We start from the raw sequence: 22,264 nt of genomic DNA on the forward strand, positions 1-22,264 counted from the left end.
GGTTGCCGTTTTGCTTTTACCTGCCCACCGGGCAATTTTTTATTACGCTAAGGCCTTAGCAATCTTCTCGTACAGATCGCCAGACAGATTTTCCAGCCCTTTCAGCTGCTCAAGCGCGGCGCGCATTTTCGCCTGACGCTGCGCATCGTAACGTTTCAGGCGGATCAGCGGCTCAATCAGACGAGACGCCACCTGCGGGTTACGGCTGTTCAGCTCGGTCAGCATTTCAACCATGAACTGATAACCGCTGCCGTCTTCGGCATGGAACGCGGCTGGGTTGCTGCTGGCGAAGGCACCAATCAGAGAGCGGACGCGGTTCGGGTTGCTCATGGTGAACGAACGGTGCTTCAGCAGGCTACGTACTTTGCTGAGTACATCGGCTGCCGGACTGGTGGCCTGAAGGATGAACCACTTGTCCATCACCAGACCATCCTGATACCACTTGTCGTCGTACTCCTGCATCAGCGCATCGCGGCACGGCAGCTCGGCGGCAACGCTTGCAGCCAGCGCGGCCAGCGCATCCGTCATGTTATCGGCTTCGTGGTACTGCTTGCTGACCAGCGTGTTCGCCAGCTCTGCCTCACCAAACGCCAGATAGCGCAGGCAGGTATTGCGCAGGGAACGTTTACCGATATCCGCGTGTTCCACCCGATACGCGTCCAGCTTGTTGGCGTTGTAAATGGCGAGGAACTCATCTGCCAGTTCGGTCGCCAGCGTGCGGGTCAGCGCTTCACGCACGGCGACGATGGCAATCGGATCAATGATGTCAAACAGCTCGGCGATTTCAGTCGCAGACGGCAGCGTTAAAATTTCAGCCGCCAGCGCCGGGTCAATGTTCTCATCCAGCAGGATGGCACGGAACGCGTCTGCCACATGAACCGGCAGCGTCAACGGCTGGCCCTGCTGGTAACGGTTGACGTTCAGCTTGATGTAGGTCGCTAGCAGGCTTTGTGCCGCATCCCAGCGCGAGAAATCGTTGCGCGCGTGACGCATCAGGAACGTCAGCTGCTGATCGCTCCACTTATATTCGAGTTTCACCGGCGCAGAGAATTCGCACAGCAGGGCAGGAACGGGCTGGAAATAGACGTTATCGAAGATAAAGGTCTGCTCTGCCTGGGTCACGTTCAGCACGTTATGCACCGGGTGACCGCCCTTCTGTAACGGGATCACATTGCCTTCGTTGTCGTACAGCTCAACGCTGAACGGAATGTGCAGCGGATGTTTCTCTTCCTGCTCCGCCGTTGGCGGTGTGCGCTGGCTGATGGTCAGCGTGTACTGCTCGGTTTCCGGGTTGTAGTCGTCTTTGACCGTCACAATCGGCGTACCGGCCTGGCTGTACCAGCGGCGGAAATGAGACAGATCCACGTTAGAGGCGTCTTCCATCGCCTGAACAAAATCGTCGCAGGTGGCCGCACTGCCGTCGTGACGCTCGAAGTAAAGCTGCATCCCTTTCTGGAAATTCTCTTCGCCCAGCAGGGTGTGGATCATGCGGATAATTTCAGCGCCTTTTTCATACACCGTCAGGGTGTAGAAGTTATTCATCTCAATGACTTTATCCGGGCGGATCGGGTGGGCCATTGGGCTGGCATCTTCTGCAAATTGCAGCCCACGCATAGTGCGCACGTTGTTGATGCGGTTCACCGCCCGCGATCCCAGATCGGAGCTGAACTCCTGATCGCGGAAGACGGTTAAGCCCTCTTTCAGGCTCAGCTGGAACCAGTCGCGACAGGTGACGCGGTTCCCGGTCCAGTTGTGAAAATATTCGTGGCCGATAACGCGTTCGATATCGAGGTAATCTTTATCCGTGGCGGTATCGGTACGCGCCAGCACGTATTTGGAGTTAAAGATGTTAAGACCTTTATTCTCCATCGCGCCCATGTTGAAGAAATCGACAGCAACAATCATATAGATGTCGAGGTCATATTCGAGACCAAAGCGCGTTTCATCCCACTTCATGGAGTTGATGAGAGAGGTCATTGCCCACGGTGCGCGGTCAAGGTTGCCACGATCCACGAACAGCTCCAGCGCGACTTCACGGCCAGAGCGCGTTTTAAAGGTGTCGCGGAGAACATCGAAATCTCCCGCCACCAGCGCAAACAGATAGCAGGGTTTCGGGAACGGATCCTGCCACTGTACCCAGTGACGGCCATTCTCCATTTCCCCCTCGCCAATCCGGTTGCCGTTGGAGAGCAGGTACGGGTACAGCGTTTTGTCGGCAATAATTTTGGTGGTAAAGCGCGCCAGGACGTCCGGGCGATCAAGATACCAGGTAATGTGGCGGAAACCTTCGGCTTCACACTGGGTACACAGGGCTACGCCTGACTGGTAAAGCCCTTCCAGCGCGGTATTGGCGGCAGGGCTAATTTCATTCACGATGCGCAGGGTAAAGCGTTCCGGCAGGTTGTCGATGACCAGCTGGTTGCCTTCTTCTTTATAGTCTGACCAGGCTTCATCGTTAATATGCAGGGAAACCAGCGTCAGGTCTTCACCATCCAGACGCAGCGGCACGGCTGTCGCGCTCTGGCGCGTCACCTGGCTTACCGCCGTCACGACGGTTTTTGTGGCATCCAGGTCGAAAGTCAGATCGATATCGCTTATCAGGTATTCCGGCGCACGGTAGTCGTGGCGGTATTTAGCTTGTGGCTGTTGTGTCATAGAAAACCTTATGCATCGTTTGTCGAGTAACGATTCAATATATTCCTGTTGTGTAAAACGCGCTATGCAGAATGTTCATCTTTTCAGGCACAACGCCCTTTTTAGCTACATTTTTATAACACGGGGCACGAAATGCTCTCGACCATAAAGTGTGCTTATGTTGTGATCGGGGTTCAATAAATCACTAAACAGGGTATACTCCGGAGTTGTTTATTGTACTAAACGCTCCCGTGAGAGGATGCTACAGCGCACCTATGACTCAATTCGCTTCTCCGGTTCTGCATACGTTGCTGGATACCGACGCGTACAAGCTGCATATGCAGCAAGCCGTGTTTCACCACTATCATGATGTCCATGTTGCGGCGGAATTTCGCTGCCGGGGTGACGACTTGCTGGGTATCTACGCAGATTCCATTCGTGAACAGGTCGAGGCCATGCAGCATCTGGCGCTCACCGATGACGAATATCAGTGGCTTTCAGGCCTGCCTTTCTTCAAAGCGGACTATCTTAACTGGCTGCGTGAGTTCCGCTATAAGCCGGAACAGGTCACCGTCACCAATGATAACGGCAAGCTGGACATTCGTCTGACCGGCCCGTGGCGCGAGGTGATCATGTGGGAAGTGCCGCTTCTGGCCGTGATCAGCGAGCTGGCCCACCGCTATCGCTCCCCTGAAACCGGTGTGACGCAGGCGGTCGCCGCTCTGGAGAATAAACTCGTTGAGTTTTCCAGACTGACCGAAGGGCTGGATATGTCCCGCTTCCGTCTGATGGACTTTGGCACGCGCCGCCGCTTCTCTCGCGAGGTTCAGGAAGCCATTGTCAGACGTCTGCAACAGGAGCCGTGGTTCGTTGGCACCAGTAACTACGATCTGGCACGTCGCCTTGATTTAACGCCGATGGGCACCCAGGCGCACGAATGGTTCCAGGCGCACCAGCAGATCAGCCCTGACCTTGCCAACAGCCAGCGCGCCGCCCTCGCCGCGTGGCTAGAGGAATACCCGGATCGGCTGGGTATTGCCCTTACCGACTGCATTACCATGGACGCATTCCTGCGCGACTTTGGCCCTGAGTTTGCCGAACGCTACCAGGGGTTACGCCATGATTCCGGGGACCCGGTTGAATGGGGTGAGAAAGCCATCGCCCATTACGAAAAGCTGGGTATCGACCCAATGAGTAAGGTGCTGGTCTTCTCCGATAACCTTGACCTGGCAAAAGCCGTCGACCTTTATCGCCATTTCTCATCGCGGGTGAACCTGAGTTTCGGGATTGGTACGCGGTTAACCTGTGATATCCCTCAGGTGAAACCGCTGAACATCGTCATAAAACTGGTGGAATGTAACGGTAAGCCGGTCGCGAAGCTCTCCGACAGCCCTGGCAAAACCATCTGCCATGACAAAGCGTTTGTCCGCGCATTACGTAAAGCCTTCGATCTGCCTCAGGTTAAAAAAGCCAGTTAACGGCTTCGGGGGAGCCTTCATGGCTCCCCTTCTCTTATTTATTTCTTATTTCTTCTCTCAAGACGGTGAAATTTACTTGTCTGATAGCGGATGGCAGGTAACATAGATATCCCCCCTATAAGGGCGGACAAGTGTTTATTTTTTCCGACTATTAACAGAGAGAATATTATGAGCGTTGTGCCTGTAGCCGACGTACTCCAGGGCCGTGTCGCCGTTGACCAGGAGGTCACCGTGCGCGGATGGGTGCGTACTCGCCGAGATTCTAAAGCTGGCATCTCCTTCCTCGCCGTCTATGACGGTTCCTGCTTTGATCCTGTACAGGCCGTCATTAATAATTCTCTGCCCAATTACAATGATGACGTTCTGCACCTGACAACCGGCTGTTCCGTGATCGTCACCGGTGTTGTGGTGGCCTCTCCGGGCCAGGGTCAGAGCTACGAAATTCAGGCGACCTCGGTGGAAGTGACCGGCTGGGTTGAAGATCCGGACACCTACCCGATGGCTGCAAAGCGTCACAGCATCGAATATCTGCGTGAAGTTGCGCACCTGCGTCCGCGCACCAACCTGATTGGTGCGGTTGCCCGCGTGCGTCATACGCTGGCGCAGGCGCTGCATCGCTTCTTTGACGAGCAGGGTTACTTCTGGGTTTCTACTCCGCTGATCACGGCATCCGATACCGAAGGCGCAGGTGAAATGTTCCGCGTTTCAACGCTGGATATGGAAAACCTGCCGCGTACGCCGGAAGGTAAAGTGGATTACGACAAAGACTTCTTTGGTAAAGAAGCCTTCCTGACGGTTTCTGGCCAGCTGAACGGCGAAACCTACGCCTGTGCACTGTCTAAGATCTATACCTTCGGCCCAACCTTCCGTGCGGAAAACTCCAACACCAGCCGTCACCTGGCGGAATTCTGGATGCTGGAGCCGGAAGTGGCCTTTGCCGATCTGAATGACGTGGCTGGCCTGGCAGAAGCGATGCTGAAATACGTGTTCAAAGCGGTTCTCGAAGAGCGCGCAGACGACATGAAATTCTTCGCTGAGCGTGTCGATAACGACGCCATCGCCCGTCTTGAGCGCTTCGTCTCCGCAGACTTCGCGCAGGTGGATTACACCGACGCGGTCGCTATCCTGGAAAAATGCGGTGAGAAATTCGAAAACCCGGTTTACTGGGGTGTGGATCTCTCCTCCGAGCACGAACGTTATCTGGCAGAGAAGCACTTCAAAGCACCGGTTGTGGTGAAAAATTATCCGAAAGACATTAAGGCGTTCTATATGCGCCTTAACGAAGACGGTAAAACCGTTGCCGCGATGGACGTGCTGGCGCCGGGCATCGGTGAGATTATCGGTGGCTCCCAGCGTGAAGAGCGACTGGATGTGCTGGACGCGCGTATGCAGGAGATGGGTCTGAACCCGGCGGACTACAGCTGGTATCGCGATCTCCGTCGCTACGGCACCGTCCCGCACTCCGGCTTTGGCCTGGGCTTTGAACGTCTGATTGCTTACGTAACAGGTGTTCAGAACGTACGTGATGTGATTCCGTTCCCACGCACACCGCGTAACGCAAGTTTCTAACCGACCAAATCCTTAATGGCCAGCAAATGCTGGCCATTATTTTATCCTGCAATGTCAGTTTTCGTCAGTCAAAAGTAAGCGTCTTTAAACCACAACCCCGCGATTACCTCTACCTGTTACGTTTTGTTTCCACGAAATATCCTGAGATAAAAAATAACCCCATTTTTATGGCGATTAATACAATCCTTACGCAATAGCACAAAAAACAACCACCCTCACAGCCATCTGGATGGCTTTTGTCGATTATAAGAAAAAATGAGCCGTTTAACTTCTGTTTATACGAAAGGCCTTTAGCTAAATTAAACATAAGGAAATCATATATATAAGAATAAAGCGGAGGGTTAATTCACCAGAAAGCGCTGAAGTTTGAGGTGCTTCACAAAGTTCCCAAAAATACACATTTAGTTACATATATTTTCTTTTGGTAACTGAATCTTGAAGATTGTAGCACTTTCAGTGTAGCGAAACGGTTCTATGAATGGAAAGATGCCTGTCAGACACATAAAGACACCTAACTCTCATCAATAGTTCCGGAAATATTTATTGACAGAATTTATTGACGGCAGTGGCGAGTGTCATAAAAAAACCAATGAGGGTAATAAATAATGATGAAGCGCAATATCCTGGCAGTGGTAGTCCCTGCCCTGCTGGTAGCCGGTGCAGCAAACGCTGCTGAAATCTATAACAAAGACGGCAACAAATTAGATCTTTACGGGAAAGCAGTCGGCCTGCATTACTTCTCCGATAACGACAGCAATGATGGCGACAACACTTACGCACGTCTGGGCTTCAAAGGCGAAACTCAGATCAACGATCAGCTGACTGGCTACGGTCAGTGGGAATACAACTTCCAGGGTAACAACTCTGAAGGTGGCGATGCACAGAACGGCAACAAAACCCGTCTGGCATTCGCAGGTCTGAAATTCGGTGACGCAGGCTCCTTCGACTACGGTCGTAACTACGGTCTGGTCTATGATGCAATCGGCATCACCGATATGCTCCCTGAGTTCGGTGGCGACACCGGCGCGAGCGATAACTTCTTCTCTGGCCGTACCGGTGGCCTGGCGACGTACCGTAACAGCAACTTCTTCGGCCTGGTTGACGGTCTGAACTTTGGTGTTCAGTACCTGGGCAAAAACGAGCGTACTGATGCAGTACGTTCCAACGGCGACGGCTGGGCAACCTCACTGAGCTATGATTTCGAAGGCTTCGGCATTGTAGGTGCTTATGGTGCCGCTGACCGTACCAACAACCAGCAGACGCTGGAATGGGGTAAAGGCGACAAAGCTGAACAGTGGGCAACCGGCCTGAAATATGACGCGAACAACATCTACCTGGCAGCTATTTATGGCGAAATGCGTAACGCAGCGCGTCTGGGCAGCCGTGGTTTCGCTAACAAGTCTCAGGACTTCTCTGTCGTCGCTCAGTACCAGTTCGATTTCGGTCTGCGTCCATCCATCGCTTATTACAAATCTAAAGCGAAAGACGTAGAAGGTATCGGTGACGAAGACTACATCAACTACATCGACGTTGGTGCGACATACTACTTCAACAAAAACATGTCTACCTATGTTGACTATCAGATCAACCAGCTGAAAGACGACAACAAGCTGGGCATCAACAACGACGACATCGTGGCTCTGGGTCTGGTTTATCAGTTCTAATCAGCACACCTCGTTGTTATATGCTTAATGAACAGGGCTTCGGCCCTGTTTTTTTATTCCTGAGAGAAAATAATAGCGACTTTTGAAAAGCCGCACGCTTTTCGTCGCAAACGGTTGGCATTTTGTAAATCTACCGTTAACCTGATAGCGGATTTCACTTCTGTAATCACAATGGAACTTCGTCATGTTTGAGAACATTACTGCCGCTCCTGCCGACCCAATTCTGGGCCTGGCCGATCTGTTTCGCGCCGACGACCGCCCTGGCAAAATCAACCTGGGTATTGGTGTATATAAAGATGAAACCGGCAAAACTCCGGTACTGACCAGCGTCAAAAAAGCTGAGCAGTATCTGCTGGAAAACGAAACCACCAAAAACTACCTCGGTATTGATGGTATCCCTGAATTTGGTCGCTGCACCCAGGAGCTGCTGTTCGGCAAAGGCAGCACCATTGTGAGCGAAAAACGCGCCCGCACGGCGCAGACCCCAGGCGGTACCGGCGCACTGCGCGTGGCGGCAGATTTCCTGGCGAAAAACACTTCTGTGAAGCGTGTGTGGGTAAGCAATCCAAGCTGGCCGAACCATAAGAGCGTGTTTAATTCTGCGGGTCTGGAAGTGCGTGAATACGCCTACTACGACGCAGCCAGCCACGCGCTGGATTTCGACGGCCTGCTGGCCAGCCTGAGCGAAGCCCAGGCGGGCGATGTGGTGCTGTTCCACGGCTGCTGCCATAACCCAACCGGTATCGATCCTACGCTTGAGCAGTGGGAACAGCTGGCTAAGCTGTCCGTTGAAAAAGGCTGGCTGCCGCTGTTTGACTTCGCTTACCAGGGCTTTGCCCGTGGTCTGGAAGAAGATGCAGAAGGTCTGCGCGCATTCGCCGCCGTGCATCAAGAGTTGATAGTCGCAAGCTCCTATTCCAAGAACTTTGGTCTGTATAACGAGCGTGTCGGCGCCTGTACGCTGGTGGCTGCTGACGAAGCAACCGTCGATCGCGCATTCAGCCAGATGAAGTCCGTGATCCGCGCTAACTACTCCAACCCACCGGCACACGGTGCGTCTGTGGTCGCGACGATCCTGAGCAACGATGCGCTGCGCGCCATCTGGGAGCAAGAGCTGAACGATATGCGTCAGCGCATTCAGCGCATGCGTCTGCTGTTTGTGAACACGCTGGCTGAGAAAGGCGCTGACCGTGACTTCAGCTTCATCATCAAGCAGAACGGCATGTTCTCCTTCAGCGGCCTGACCAAAGAGCAGGTGCTGCGCCTGCGTGAAGAGTTTGGCGTGTATGCCGTTGCATCTGGCCGCGTGAACGTTGCAGGTATGACGCCTGACAACATGGCGCCGCTGTGCGAAGCCATTGTCGCGGTGCTGTAACCTGCATCCCTAAAAAAAAGCCTGCATCGCGCAGGCTTTTTTATTTTACCGGGTTTACCAGACAGGCATTTCATCCTGAAGGAACGGGTTATGCAACCGCTCATCCCCCAGCGTTGACATTGGTCCGTGTCCAGGGATAAACGTCACATCATCACCTAACGGTAATAACTTCTGCTTAATCGACTGAATCAGCTGACCGTGATCGCCGCGTGGGAAATCACTGCGTCCTACGCCCCCTTTGAAAATCACGTCACCGGAAATCAGCAGACGCGACACGTCATCAAAGAAGACAATATGGCCGGGCGTATGTCCGGGGCAATGCAACACCTGTAAAGTTACATTCCCTACGTTAACGCGATCGCCTTCGTTCAGCCAGCGGTCCGGTGTCAGTGGCTGACAGTCTTCCAGGCCAAACATACGGCTTTGAGCAGGTAATCCCTGTAGCCAGAACTCATCTTCTTTTTCCGGGCCGATAATCGGCACACCGTAGTATTCAGCCAGTTCAGCCGCTGCACCCACATGGTCGAGATGGCCATGGGTGAGTAAAATCTGCATCAGCGTTACACCGCTGGCAGCGACTTCCTGCTTGATTGTCTCAGCGTCGCCACCGGGATCAACAAGCGCGGCCAGTTTAGTTTGTTCACACCAGATCAATGAACAGTTCTGTGAGAACGCGGTAACCGGAATAATACGATAGTTCATACTGCTCCTGTGTTTCGTTATTACCAGTGCCGAACCGGCCCGGTATCAATATGCACAAAGTTGCTACGTGGGTAGTATCCTACACCACCTGCGCGCATAGATAACGCCGCTTTGCGAATATTGGCTAACGAAACGCCCTCAATATGGAAATCCATCGCCTGCCCTTTGGTGTGATAGCTTTTTTTCGCTACCCCACGGCTGTGGGCACGCAGTTCATTGTTGGTATCCAGAGAGCGATAGCCAGAGATGAGCTGCACCGGCCTTTTGGTCCCCAGCAGTCCCTGCAAGCGGTAAAGCTGATCGAATAATCCAGGGTCGATGGCTTTGATTTTATTCGCGCGGAAATCACGGAAAAAATGGTTGAGTCTTGCTAATTCATCCTGAATATAGCCTCTGCCATCGAAAAATTCCGCTTTAAGCGTCTCACCAGTATGCAGATTGTTGAGCGTTAAAATACGCGGACGAGGTGTCGAGAGGGTGGCAAATGCTGGCGTCGGAAGGATGGCTGCTGCGCCCAGCGCAACGCCACCTAACGCCAGCAATTTGCGGCGATTAGCGTCAAATTTGTCCATGATAATCAGGTCTACAGGTAAAAGAAATTGTCAATATGCTTAGCGCACGAAGGGCACCATAACTGGCAAAACCTGTTACGTCAAGGCGCCCAACCCCAGTAAATACGCGGCTTGCAGCCAGATCGCCTCATATTCACCATAACTTACGACAATCATTTTTACCGAACTACTTCATTTACCTGATTAATTGTTCCGCTTTTGGCAAAATTTGTGCGCCGGATCGCGCTGTCAGATCATAATTGTAAATATCTGTACGATACTGGGTACGTCCGTCTGCCCCTACAAACGCCGTCAGATAGTAAAGATTGACCGGAATATTGTGGCGGATATTGACGTAACGCGTATCTCCCTGCTTCAGCGCATCTGATATCCGCGTATCGTTCCAGCCTGCATCCTGCAACAGCATATTCGCCAGCTCAGAGGCCTTGTTCACGCGGACACAGCCCGAGCTGAGCGCGCGTGCGTCTTTCTGGAACAAATTATGGTTCGGGGTATCATGCAGATAGATTGCGTCCGAACTTGGCATATTGAATTTGTAACGTCCCAGCGAGTTATGTGCGCCCGGTGCCTGCTGGAAACGGAACGGCAGGTTCGAAGGCGTAATCGTTGACCAGTCCACCATCCAGGGGTCAATCGCTTCTTTGCTGTTCCAGCCACGCATCACCGTATAGTTATGTCGCTCCAGATAACCCGGGTCATTCCAGACCTTAGGCAGAATATCTTTGCGCGCCAGCGTCGGCGGCACGTTCCACGGCGGGTTAACCACCACGTTATTCAGCGCGCTGCTCATCATTGGCGTTTTACGGTCAGGTCGGCCGACAATCACGCGGGACGCCAGCACTTCACTACCGTCCTGATAGTAGACCAGGGAGTACGCCGGAATGTTGACCATAATGCCGGTGGATAACGTGCCCGGCAGCAAGCGCAAGCGCTGGATATTCAACGCCAGCACTCCAGCCCGCTGGGCCGGAGAGACGTTCAGCCAGTCGCGAGTAGATGGACCAATCACGCCGTCAGCGCCCAGCCCCTGCGCGGCCTGGAACTGCTTCACTGCGGCGACCAGCTCGCGATCGTAAGCGGCGGGCTTATTGCTCAACGCAACGGCGGTTTTCTCTTTTACCGGCGCCGACGGGCTGACGACCGCATTTTGCGTCTCGTCACCGGGCAGTGCAATTTTAGGGCCGCTGTCGAGAATGCCGGAGCGTTTCATAATTTCGCGGATCGCAGGCACATCGCTGCTCCACTGCCCCGGACGCAGCGTTGTGGTGCCGCGCAGCTGAGGCCACGGGCGGGAATCCGCAACCAGCTCAAGAAGCGACTGATGCATCGTGGCATACTGCGGATGGGCAGGCGCAAGGCTTGCGATAAAGCGCGGCAGTTCGCCGTTATCCAGCGACAGCTGCCACTGGTTAATGACGGACAGCGCAGGCGTCGCCAGCTTGTACGGCTTACTGCTGTATAACCAGCGGTTGCCGTTCACCGAAATCCCCGCAACAAATTGTAAGTAGCCCATCATGGCATCAGACAGCACCACGTCACGCGATTGTCCGGTCACGGCAGGATCGGTCAGGAGTTCAACCCAGGTCGTGAACTGCGGCTGAAAACCTGCAATCGCCACTTCAGCCAGCTGCTGCTGGAAGGCACGTACCGCCTCGCGATTTTCCCACATCGGTTTCATATCGCGCGCAGCGTAAAGCAGCGTGAGCTGGTTAATATAAGCGGGAGTATAGCCCGAGGGCAGCCCGGTCATAAGCTGCTGACGTAATGATCCAGTATCGATGCCTTCCGGCAGCGGTTTAATGCCGGCCATGATGGCCGTCGCCGGAGACTGATCCAGCGGTTGTGACAGTGACGTCGGCTGCGCGCCCATCGTCGCGGAGCTGTCAGTCGGTACAATTTCAGGCTCATCGGCCTGAGCGGTAAACAGTGGAGCAAACATCACTGTCAGGCACAAACTCAGCGCAGACAGCTGACGACCACGATTCTTCTTAAGCAACATCCCTTGCCCCCTGTTTTTCACGACATGCCCAGTATTCTGGAGCTTTCCTTCAGTATAGAAAGGCATACACGCTGCTGCCTTGCCTTATGTAAAGAAGTTTAAAGATAACGCAGCCCTGAACACAAGTTAAGTGAATAAAAAAAGCGGCGCATGAGCGCCGCTATTTGTCGCACCCCAGGTTAAGAGGCGTCAGCCGTGCCCGGTAATGACTCCGGTGGCTGCGGGGCGAAACCACGCAGGCCCACGACGTGCACGTGTTCACTGTTCTGGAACACCTTACGCACCAGCTTATAGGTTGTCCCTTTTTCCGGACTGATGTTTTCCGGCGCCGCGATGATGAGCTGCATATCGAGTCGCTCGCAAAGCTCAAACAGCGTGGCGATGGAGCGGGCGTCGAGACGCGCGGCTTCATCGAGGAACAGCAGACGACATGGAGAGATGTCTTTGCCGCGCAGACGACGCGCTTCATCTTCCCAGCTCTGCACCACCATCACCAGAATCGACATACCGGTACCGATGGCTTCACCGGTAGAGAGCGCACCGGATTCCGCGCGCAGCCAGCCGTCTGAGCCACGGTTAACCTCAACTTCCATTTCCAGATAGTTGCGGTAGTCCAGCAGCTCCTCGCCGATGGTTTGCGGCGTACGCTGGCCCATGTCAATCTGCGGATTCAGACGCTGATACAGCTTCGCCAGCGCTTCGGAGAAGGTCAGGCGGTTACTGTTGAACAGATCCTGGTGCTGCTCATGCTGTTCAGACAACACGTCCAGCAGCGTGGAGTGCGCCTCGCGCACGTTCACGTTCAGCCTCACGCTGTTGACCTGGCCAAACGACACGCTTTGCAGGCCCTGGTTCAGCTGACGGATACGATTCTGCTCGCGCTGAATGGTTTTACGAATAATATTCGCCACGCTGCGGGAGCTGATTGCCAGCTTTTGCTCGCGGGAGGTCAGCTCTTCCGTCAGACGGCCCAGCTCGATCTCCATCTGTTCGATCGCTTCAACCGGATCGTCGGTACGGATGATGTCCTGACGGATACGCTCGCGCAAGTGCTGATACACCGCCACGAAGAACTGGATTTTGCGCTCAGGACGCTTCGGATCTTCGGACATGCGCAGCACGTCGCGCAGGTGTTCGTTATCCGCCACCGCCAGACGCAGCGCGCCCAGCGCCTTATCCGACATAGAACGCAGTTCATCGGCCGACAGATACGCCAGCTCGCGGCGGTGCAGACGACGCTCCACGTTGTTGTCTTTCACCATGCGCATCACCGCGCACCAGCCCGCCTTCGCGGTCACAACCTGCTCGCGCATCTCGTGATAGTCACGTTCCAGCTTGCGCAGGCGACGCGTCAGGTTGTCCATCTCCGCTTCACAGAAGGTCAGCGCTTTTTCCAGCTGATTACGACGCGCACGGTTGTTGCTGAGCTGAGCATGCAGCTCATCGCGGCGAATACGTGCCCGCTCTTCTGCACCGCTGTCGGCGCGCACGCCAATGTCCTGCAACTCTTTATGCAGGTCGTTTAACAGCTCTTTCTTGGTGTCGAAGGAGCTTTTCAACGACGCCATCACCTGACTGTACTGGCTCAGCTGTGCGGCGTGAGTACGCATCGCTTCGCGCGCGCGCGTACGTTCCGCTTCCGCCTGCTCAAGGCGCTGGCGCAGCTTTTCATTAAGATCGCTGTTCCCGCTCAGCATTTCTGCTGAATCGGAGTAGCCGAAGTGCGCGCGACGTTGCACCACTTCCGTCAGGGCAAACGCCTGCTGACGCGCTTCGCGCTGCACCTGCTGTGACCAGGCGTAATCCTCTTTTAACTGTTCAAACTGTTCCGGGTCGCTCTGGAGAACGGAAACCATCGGCTCCAGCTTCGCCAGCTGATTGCCGTGCTGCTGCACAAAGCGCGCGGCTTCCTGCGCCTCGTCCAGTCGTTCCTGAATTTCATCCACGCGGTCGGCGAGCGTATCGTCCGCCAGCAGGTTCAGGCGTGGCAGAATGCGGTTAAGCGCCGCAACGCCCTCTTTCGCCTGCTCGAACTGGACGCGGCTCTGCTGGTTGTCATTTTCATGGCTAGCCAGCGCACGCTCCAGCTCACCGCGGCGGGTGTTGAGCTTGCGAATTTCGGCTTCCGGATCGGGCTCAAAGGCCACGCCCAGATGGCTGCCGATAAAGCGGCTGAACGCCTGATGCAGACGCTGCGTTTTTTGTACATCAAACGACAGGGTCGCAAAACGTTCAGAAAGCGTTTCGCGCTCGGCATGCAGGCTTTCAATGCGGCTTTCACGCGCGGCGCGGCCAAACAGCGGCAGTTCCGGGAAGCGCGAATAGCGCCACTGGCGATCGGCGATTTTCACCACCACCGCTTTTTCCAGCTCGTCAACGCTGAATACGCTGTCATCAAACGACTGCGGATCTCCTTCGATGAGGTAGAGATCTTCCGGGCAGTCTTCCAGCCCTGCAAGCTGGTCAGAAATCAGCGACAGATCCGGCACCACAATCGCGTTACGGGATGGACCGTACAGCGCGGAGAAGTACGGCGCATCGTCCAGACCAACATCGTCGTAAATTTCAGACAACAGCACGCCGCCGAAACGCTCGGCTAAGGCATTCAGACGCGGATCTTCTGAGCCGCCTGGCTGGCTTAAACGCTCGATCTCCTCATCGACGTCACGCTTGCGCGCGCCCACTTCGTCACGCTCAACAATCGCTTCACGCTCACGCTCCAGCAGCTGTTGCATGTATTCGGTGACGTCCTGGCTGGAGGCAAACTCCTGGCCACACTGTTCGCTGAGCTGGTTCAGGCTGCTTTGTGCAGCCAGCCAGATCGGCGCACGCTGTAAGAGCGTCGTCGAACGGGACTGAAGCTGTTCCAGCTCCTGACGCAGCGTCATGCGCTGTTCGCTGGCATTCGATACGGTATCGGACAGGGCCGCAATACGCGCTTCCAGTTCCTGATGCAGGGCCTCAAGCTCGTCGAAATCGTAATTTTTACCCTGACGCTTGCAGAATTCCGCCAGCAGACGCTCGGCTTCCTGCTGTTCACGCAGACGCTGTTCCAGCTCGTTCAGGCGCATGCGCAGCGGCTGCACCTGTTCGGCCAGATGGCGTTGATTGACGCCGTCGCGCAGCAGCTCACGGGCAACGTCCCACGCTTCGTTACGCGCCAGCGGACCGTTAATCGCCACCACCAGCTGGTACGCCTGCTCAAACTGGCTATGCGCCGTTTGCGCCACGCTCATTTTCTGATCGAGAGAAAGCAGTTTCTCAGTGGCTTCCTGCTCTTTGGCCTGGAAGGTATCCAGCCATTCGTCAGCGCTTTCCGGGGTCAGGTCCGGCAGATGGCACAGCTCTTTGGCACGCTGCAACGCCTGCAACGCCTGGTTGTACTGAATCGCACGCGTCTGCTGCACGTCCAGCGCCTGCTGGTAGTCAGCGAGCTGGCTTTTCAGCTCATCCACTTCCAGCTCGGCGGCTTCCGCGTGGGCTTCGTTCTCTTCCTGCAATTCGGCAGCTTCGGCCACCACTTCATTTTGCTCTTCAAGACGAATTTGCAGCTCATCAAGATCGGCTTCGTAGCGCTCGATTTTTTCCTGCTGACGCAGCGCGGTCTGCACCAGATTCAGATGATCGCTGGCCGCCTGGTAATCGGCTTCCAGATCCCCTTCCGCACCATTGTGCTCGCCCAGTTCGCGCGCCATTTCGACATGCTTATACTGCTCGGCCACCAGCTGTTTGCGGGAGGTAAACAGCTCGCGGCGATACTCCAGCGCCTGATCGAGATGAATACGGCGCTCGTTGGCGTGGCGCATATAGTCCGCCGCCACGTAGTTGGTGGCTTCGCTGATCAGGTGCTTAAACAGGTCCCGGTCAGACTGCGTAACGCGAATCGCTTCCAGCGTCATGCGGTTTTCACGCAGCGCGGCTTCCATATCCTGGAAGGCCTTACGCACGCCGCTGTTTTCCGGCAACAGGTAGTCGCGCAGGGAGCGGGTAATGGCGCTGGAGATACCGCCGTACAGGGAGGCTTCAATCAGACGGTAGTATTTACTACGATCTGACGCGCTGCGCAGACGACGGGCTACCACGCCGAGATCGAACATCAGAGAGTGGTAGTCGGTAATGGAATTAAACTGCTTAAACTGCACGCCTTCGATAGCTTCCAGCTTGTCTTTCAGCTCCTGGAGCGTCAGGACGCGTGCCTGACGTTCATTCAGGGTTTCCGTCAGCAGCGCGGTTGGCTGTACGGAGGTAGGCAGCCCCTGGATCGCAAACGGTTTGATATCTACTTTACGATCGCGGCCGGCAACCTGTTGCAGACGCACGCCTACAACCACGCGCTGATGGCGGGAGTTGATCACGTCCAGCACTGAATAACAAACGCCCGCTTTCAGCTTACCGTGCAGACCTTTATCACGAGAGCCGCTCGTGGCGCCCGCTTCAGTGGTGTTACGGAAGTGCAGCAGGGTCAGGTCAGGTATCAGCGCCGTCACGAAGGCCGCCATGGTGGTGGATTTACCCGCCCCGTTACCGCCGGAGAGCGTTGTCACCAGCTCATCCAGATCGAAGGTTCGGGCAAAGAAGCCGTTCCAGTTAATCAGCGTCAGTGAGCGAAATTTACCGCGTTCAATCATTACTCTTCCTCCCCGCTATCCGGCTGATTCTCTTCGTGCTCGTCATTGAGCTGCAAATGGTTTTCCACCGGCATCGCTTCACCGTCACGTATCATGCGCAGCTGCGCTTCACGCGCATCATCACCCGCACGCACGTCGGCGCCAAAACGGAAGACCGATTCGGTGATGCGGAACTTGCTGCTGTCGTGACCCATGAACCAGACCATTCCCAGACGGCGTAGACGGTTAAGGGATGAGCGAACTTTTTCCTGTAATTTCTGACGGTCCAGATCGGACCCCGTTGAGCGGTTATTCACCAGCTTGAGCAGCTTGCTTTCATCCGCCAGCGACAGCAGCTCATCGTAAAGCTCCTGCTGGGTGAAGATCCCTTCATTCGCCAGACGTTCCGGGCTGAGATAGAGGTAGCAGAGAATTTTGCCGACCATCATATCCAGTTCGGAAAGCACCGAGCGCGGAATAAGCGTGGTAGAGCGCGGACGCAGGTAGAAAAACCCTTCCGGCGCGCGGATCAGCTCAACGTTATAGCGAGCGTAAAACTCTTCCAGGTACTCCTGAAAGTCCATCAAAAAGGCGTGATTATCCAGCTCGTCAAGGCCAATGTGACGACCGGCACGCAGCTGGCTGTCCAGCGCCGGAAACAACGGATTCGCCAGCGCCTGTGCCAGCTTAACTGGCATCACTTGTTCAATATTTGTCAATGACATGCGCCTGTACCTTGGCTCCGTAATCGTTAATCGGCTGCCACTTCGGCGGCAGTCCGGTGAAATCGGCTTGTGCGATGCCCAGGCGCACCGCCTGGTCTACAACAATGCGGGCAACATCGAAGTGGCGCGCGCGCGGATACTGCGCCAGATAGTCGCGTACCACGAGGCCAAGATCCAGCGGTGCTTGTCTGGTTTTGTAGACAGCGAGCTGTTCTTCGATCATCGCCGCAAGCTGCTCGCGAATTTCGTTAAATTCTTCGTATTCCAGATCCGGCGGCAGTTCACCGGTGACCTCTTCATCGCGCAGCGCCATCTCTTCGTCGCGCATATCCAGCAGACGATCGGCGTTGGCGTAGGTCAGCGCCCACGGCGCATCGAAATAGGTCTGTACCGACTGGCGCAGACGTTGAGCAAAGACGCGATTCTTATCCATATCGATGGCGGTACGGATAAATTTATGCACGTGGCGGTCGTAACCGATCCACAGGTCGATTGACTGCTGGCCCCAGCTGATAATACGGTCAAGCTTGCTCTGCAAATCAAACACCAGACGGTCGATAAAATGCAGATCGTCGTGCGCCATTGTCGCGTCCTGGATGCGCAGCAGATTGGCCTGTAGCTTATCCCCCGCCGCCTCCAGCGTATCCTGCAACTCACGCAGCGTACCGGACGTTTCTGACAGCAAGAGTTCACAGCTGGAGATAGCCGCACGCCAGTCTTTATTAAGCAGTTGAGCGATATCGTCTTTCACCTGCTGCTGCTGTTCGTCCATCAGACGTTGAGTCAGATCGATACTGTCGAAAATCTCGGCGACCGAGTATTTCAGCGGCGCGTAAACGTTGCGATGCCAGTGGAATTCGTCACCGTTTTCATCAGCCGCGTCGGCGGCACGCTTCAGCTCACCTGCAACAATAGAGAGCTGCATGGAGAGACGCAGCGTGGAAAATTCGCGCTGGCGGATGTAATAGTCGGTAATGCCAATGCCCAATGGCGTAAGACGATAGATGGCGTTTCCTTCCGCCTGCTCGCTGGTAAAGCGGTTCAGCAGACGTTGACGCACCATATCATTGATTGCGTTGTTGGCACGCACGCTAATGGTTTCGCTGGTTTGCTCAAACGCATCACTGACGTGGCGGAACGCATCCACCAGTTCGCCTTCACTCATTTCGCCATCCAGGCGTTCGCCGTTTAGCGTCGCAACCGCCAGCAGGAATGAGAGTCTGTCTACCGGCAGCGAGATGGAGAAATCGTTTTTCCTGGCCCAGGCAACCAGTTCGGGGACTGTCTGGGAAAATTCACTCATAGATTATCCTTGCATCTGCGGCTTGCGCGCGGTGACGTGTATATAGCGGCCAAGGCTCAGATAAGGCTCCTGGCGGCAGTACCGCGTCTCTATTTCTGTTAAGGCGTCTAAACAGTCATCCTGTTTTTGTTTATCACGCAGATAATCATGAAACACCCTCACGCCGGTTTTGCCGGTAATTTCCCAACCGATCTCCTCCAGCCAGCCATAGACCTGCTGCGGTTCACGGGGGAAATCCGGTGAAAGCGTGCGTCGTTTCTTTTTATACATGCCCTGCTGTACGTAGCCAAAATTGCCGACCAGCACGTTTCGCATTAGCAGGCCGTTGGCATTGTAAAACATCAGCGATAACGCACCGCCCGGGCGCAACATCGACCACAGCGTTTTTAACATCGCCTGGGGTTCGGCGATCCATTCGAGCACAGCATGAAACAATATCAGATCAACCTGCGTTTCCAAATGCTGCGGAATGTCCTGAGCGGCGCAATGTATAAAATGCATGTTGTCGCTCACACCTTTCTCTTCTGCCGCTCGCCCGGCGCGCGCAACCATCTCGGCAGAAAGATCGCAAAGCGTGACGTGATGTCCCCGCTGCGCCATCAGAATTGCAGTCTGACCTTCCCCACCGCCGGCATCCAGCACGCGCAACGGTCGGTCACCGAATTCAGCCAGCAGCTTGTCCAGATCCTGCCAGAGGATCGTCTGACGAAGCTGACCTTTGGTGGTGCCATAAATGTTGCGCGAAAACTTTTCCGCGATGTCATCAAAATTGCGATCCCGCATTGGGAGGGTTCCACTCACTGCAAAACCGCTATTTTGTCACACCCGCGCGGAGAATGAACCACTCTGGTGTAATATCACCGACAATCGCCTGCTGTATGGTTAAAAAAGGAACCAAAAAGGATGCTTTTTACCCTAAAAAAATATATCGGAGGCATGATGCTTCCCCTTCCCCTGCTGTTGCTTCTCATCGCGCTGGGGCTGGCAATGATATGGTTTAGCCGCTTTCAGAAAAGCGGTAAATCCCTTGTTACCGTGGGCTGGCTGGCGCTGCTGTTACTCAGCCTGCAACCGGTCGCTGACGGTTTATTACGTCCGATTGAAAACACCTACCCGACGTGGCAGGGAAATCAGAAGGTGGGCTATATCGTGGTGCTGGGCGGCGGGTATACCTGGGATCCGAACTGGGCGCCCAGCTCGAACCTGATCAACAACAGCCTGCCGCGCCTGAACGAGGGGATCCGCCTGTGGCTGGCCAATCCTGGATCGAAGATGATCTTCACGGGCGCTGCGGCAAAAACCAACCCGGTCAGTACCGCTGAAGCAGGAGCAAGAGTGGCTGAATCACTTGGCGTACCGCGTTCCGCCATCATCACGCTGGATAGCCCAAAAGATACCGAAGAAGAGGCGGCGGCGGTGAAACAGGCCATCGGTGATGTACCGTTCCTGCTGGTGACCTCTGCTTCACACCTGCCGCGCGCAATGATTTTCTTTGAGAAGCAGGGCCTGCATCCGCTTCCTGCTCCGGCAAACCAGATGGCTATTGACGCCCCGCTCAATCCGTGGGAACGGATAATCCCGTCCCCGGTATGGCTGATGCACAGCGACCGCGTCGGCTACGAGACGCTTGGCCGCTTGTGGCAGTGGCTTAAGGGTTCGTCAGGCAAGCCAGGGCAGGAGTGATTTTGCGGCCAGATCGAAACTGGCGCGATTAAAGCGCCCGGTGTTGACCAGTTGCGCCACCTCATCCCAGAGAAGATAGAGCCAGCGTCGCCAGAGAAAGGCCTCCGCAACGGGGGCGCGCTGAAGATAGTGCCAGAGCAAATCTTCCGCCGCCCCGCCCTCGCTCAGCCTGAACAGTTCGTACTCGCGCGGCGCCCAGAGCATGATCCCCGGCCCGACCATCGCCAGCAGTTGGTCGCTGCGCGAGTCTTTAAGCATACTGCGTAGCGTGAAGTTGCCGTGAACCAGCACGCAGTTGTCGTTAAAACCCTCAAACAGCGTCGGCAGACATTCCCGGGTGCGGAACAGAATACGTTTGTCCTGCATCGTTAAGCCGGTGTTGTTGAACTGGTTCAGCGTGCCCCACAGCACTTCGACACGCTGGCGATACCACAGCGGCCACAGGTTTTCCTGGGTGCTGTCTACCGCGCCAACAAGACCCCGGCTGTCCTGCCGATGCCAGGCAAGCAGAGCCTCGACAATCTGATCTTTCAGCTGTTCCCAGCGCTCCGGTGTACGCGTCGGGGCTTCAACAGAAACCCCGCGTAAACGCTCGATAAGCAGAACATCCGGGCCGGGATGCTCCTCATGGGTCATCACGCCGTAGACCGTCGGAATACGGACAGTCCCTTCCCGCGCAAGCATCGACATTTTCCAGGCCAGCTGTCTGGCGACGCCCGGCGAGGTAAAACTTCTGGCCATCAGCGGCATGGGGTTTCCCTGACTGTCATACAACGACCAGAGTGCGGTATCGGCCTTTTCATTCACGCATTCCACCCGGCTTAGCTTTTCGCCAAGGAGATGGCTGAGTTCAGCACGCAGCTGTTCCATATGAGATTACCCCCATTAAGACTACTGCTTTTATAATGAGCGCGCGAAACCCGGATGTCACCCGGTAGAGATCAATAATGAAAAAGAAAAGGAAAATCGCCTGGCGGGAGAGCATCCCCCCAGACGAGGGGATGCCAGCGAATTAACGCATTTCGACGCGTACGCGCTCGAGATCTTCAGGGGTATCCACGCCGGTGCCTGGGATTTCCTGGGCAACCGCAACGTGAATTTTCTCGCCGTACCACAGCACGCGAAGCTGTTCGAGCATTTCAATATGCTCCAGCGGGCTTGGTGCCCAGGCGACGTAGCGACGAATAAAGCCGGCGCGGTAGCCGTAAATACCGATGTGGCGCAGGAAGGTTTCGCCGATTGTCTCTTTCGATTGCGCGAAACGATCGCGATCCCACGGAATGGTAGCGCGGGAGAAATAGAGCGCGTAGCCCTCTGCGTCCATGACCACTTTCACCGCATTCGGATTGAACGCCTCTTCAGCGTGGTGAATCGGCACCGCGAGGGTTGCCATCCCGACCTGACGCCGAGCCAGGTTGTCGGCCACCTGACGGATAATCGCCGCCGGGATCATCGGCTCATCGCCCTGCACGTTCACAATCACCGTCTCGTCGCTGAAACCGCATTTTTGGACGACTTCCGCCAGGCGCTCGGTGCCTGACTGATGATCGGCACGGGTCATGCACACTTCCCCACCCGCGGCCTCAACCGCTCGCGCGACATCCGGGTGATCGGTGGCGACGATGACACGTCCGGCGCCCGATTCGCGTGCCCGTTCAAGGACATGCACAATCATCGGTTTGCCATTGATATCCACCAGCGGTTTACCTGGCAGGCGCGTTGAAGCATAACGCGCAGGGATAATGACAACAAAACTCATGGTTTGATCTCTTCTGCCACCAGTGAACGGGCTTCATTTTCCAGCAGGACCGGAATACCGTCACGCAGCGGGAACGCCAGGCTGTCCAGTTTGCAAATCAGCTCTTGTTTATCCTGGCTGTAATACAGTTTGCCGTTGCACACCGGGCAGGCAATAATTTCTAGTAAACGGTGATCCATAGTTCCTCCGTATGG

Annotated in this window: 16 protein-coding genes; 5 read left to right on the forward strand and 11 right to left on the reverse strand. The window is 55.3% G+C overall.

Going from position 1 to position 22,264, the window contains the following annotated elements:
* Nucleotides 1–42: 42 nt before the first annotated feature.
* Nucleotides 43–2,655, reverse strand: coding sequence for an aminopeptidase N (gene pepN, locus ACOTX1_RS03870; RefSeq protein ID WP_022650731.1), 2,613 nt, complete (start codon nucleotides 2,653–2,655; stop codon nucleotides 43–45).
* Between the two features lie 254 nt (nucleotides 2,656–2,909).
* On the opposite strand from pepN, the gene pncB reads away from it, so the two are divergent.
* The 4 genes from pncB to ACOTX1_RS03890 all read left to right on the forward strand — a co-directional run bounded on the left by pncB (nucleotide 2,910) and on the right by ACOTX1_RS03890 (nucleotide 8,720).
* Nucleotides 2,910–4,112: a nicotinate phosphoribosyltransferase gene (pncB, locus tag ACOTX1_RS03875; RefSeq protein WP_003858188.1), complete on the forward strand. Its 1,203-nt coding sequence runs from the start codon at nucleotides 2,910–2,912 to the stop codon at nucleotides 4,110–4,112.
* Nucleotides 4,113–4,280: 168 nt separating this feature from the next.
* Nucleotides 4,281–5,681 carry an asparagine--tRNA ligase gene (gene asnS / locus ACOTX1_RS03880; RefSeq protein ID WP_003858191.1) on the forward strand — a complete coding sequence of 467 codons (1,401 nt, stop codon included), beginning with the start codon at nucleotides 4,281–4,283 and terminating at the stop codon, nucleotides 5,679–5,681.
* A 605-nt stretch (nucleotides 5,682–6,286) separates the two neighbouring features.
* Nucleotides 6,287–7,345: a porin OmpF gene (gene ompF / locus ACOTX1_RS03885; RefSeq protein WP_022650730.1), complete on the forward strand. Its 1,059-nt coding sequence runs from the start codon at nucleotides 6,287–6,289 to the stop codon at nucleotides 7,343–7,345.
* Nucleotides 7,346–7,529: 184 nt separating this feature from the next.
* A complete protein-coding gene (locus ACOTX1_RS03890; protein ID WP_003858198.1) occupies nucleotides 7,530–8,720 on the forward strand; it encodes an amino acid aminotransferase in 1,191 nt (396 codons plus the stop codon).
* A gap of 54 nt (nucleotides 8,721–8,774) precedes the next feature.
* Here the strand turns inward: ACOTX1_RS03890 and ACOTX1_RS03895 are convergent, their stop codons facing one another.
* From ACOTX1_RS03895 to cmoM, 7 genes are all read right to left on the reverse strand, one after another.
* Nucleotides 8,775–9,422: an MBL fold metallo-hydrolase gene (locus ACOTX1_RS03895; protein WP_023315760.1), complete on the reverse strand. Its 648-nt coding sequence runs from the start codon at nucleotides 9,420–9,422 to the stop codon at nucleotides 8,775–8,777.
* 20 nt (nucleotides 9,423–9,442) lie between these two features.
* On the reverse strand, nucleotides 9,443–9,994 hold the full coding sequence (locus ACOTX1_RS03900; protein ID WP_003858202.1) for a YcbK family protein: 552 nt from the start codon (nucleotides 9,992–9,994) through the stop codon (nucleotides 9,443–9,445).
* A 175-nt stretch (nucleotides 9,995–10,169) separates the two neighbouring features.
* Nucleotides 10,170–11,993, reverse strand: a complete 1,824-nt coding sequence (gene ldtD / locus ACOTX1_RS03905; RefSeq protein WP_032634475.1) for a L,D-transpeptidase — start codon at nucleotides 11,991–11,993, stop codon at nucleotides 10,170–10,172.
* Nucleotides 11,994–12,172: 179 nt separating this feature from the next.
* Nucleotides 12,173–16,621: a chromosome partition protein MukB gene (mukB, locus tag ACOTX1_RS03910; protein WP_023315758.1), complete on the reverse strand. Its 4,449-nt coding sequence runs from the start codon at nucleotides 16,619–16,621 to the stop codon at nucleotides 12,173–12,175.
* On the reverse strand, nucleotides 16,621–17,325 hold the full coding sequence (gene mukE, locus ACOTX1_RS03915) for a chromosome partition protein MukE (protein WP_003858208.1): 705 nt from the start codon (nucleotides 17,323–17,325) through the stop codon (nucleotides 16,621–16,623). Before mukE ends, mukB begins: the two co-directional genes overlap by 1 nt.
* The gene (gene mukF / locus ACOTX1_RS03920) at nucleotides 17,306–18,628 is read right to left on the reverse strand and encodes a chromosome partition protein MukF (protein ID WP_015570962.1); all 1,323 of its coding nucleotides are present in this window, start codon (nucleotides 18,626–18,628) and stop codon (nucleotides 17,306–17,308) included. Before mukF ends, mukE begins: the two co-directional genes overlap by 20 nt.
* A 3-nt stretch (nucleotides 18,629–18,631) precedes the next feature.
* Nucleotides 18,632–19,411 (reverse strand): tRNA uridine 5-oxyacetic acid(34) methyltransferase CmoM, encoded by a 780-nt coding sequence (gene cmoM / locus ACOTX1_RS03925; protein WP_003858212.1) that lies wholly within the window; start codon nucleotides 19,409–19,411, stop codon nucleotides 18,632–18,634.
* 120 nt (nucleotides 19,412–19,531) lie between these two features.
* Between cmoM and elyC the strand changes: the two genes are divergently transcribed.
* Complete coding sequence (gene elyC, locus ACOTX1_RS03930) at nucleotides 19,532–20,311, forward strand: envelope biogenesis factor ElyC (protein ID WP_003858214.1); 780 nt, start codon at nucleotides 19,532–19,534, stop codon at nucleotides 20,309–20,311.
* Here elyC and ACOTX1_RS03935 read toward each other — a convergent pair.
* The 3 genes from ACOTX1_RS03935 to ycaR form a co-directional block, all read right to left on the reverse strand.
* Entirely contained in the window at nucleotides 20,288–21,181 is an 894-nt protein-coding gene (locus ACOTX1_RS03935) for a YcbJ family phosphotransferase (protein WP_023315757.1), read from the reverse strand. The two genes, elyC and ACOTX1_RS03935, sit on opposite strands and share 24 nt — an antisense overlap.
* 142 nt (nucleotides 21,182–21,323) lie before the next feature.
* Nucleotides 21,324–22,070, reverse strand: coding sequence for a 3-deoxy-manno-octulosonate cytidylyltransferase (gene kdsB / locus ACOTX1_RS03940; protein ID WP_023315756.1), 747 nt, complete (start codon nucleotides 22,068–22,070; stop codon nucleotides 21,324–21,326).
* Nucleotides 22,067–22,249 (reverse strand): protein YcaR, encoded by a 183-nt coding sequence (gene ycaR / locus ACOTX1_RS03945; RefSeq protein ID WP_003858220.1) that lies wholly within the window; start codon nucleotides 22,247–22,249, stop codon nucleotides 22,067–22,069. The genes kdsB and ycaR overlap by 4 nt, the downstream gene beginning before the upstream one ends.
* Nucleotides 22,250–22,264: the final 15 nt, after the last annotated feature.

It is taken from the genome of Enterobacter cloacae complex sp. IR5401, from assembly GCF_049238425.1.
GTDB lineage: Bacteria > Pseudomonadota > Gammaproteobacteria > Enterobacterales > Enterobacteriaceae > Enterobacter > Enterobacter hormaechei_C.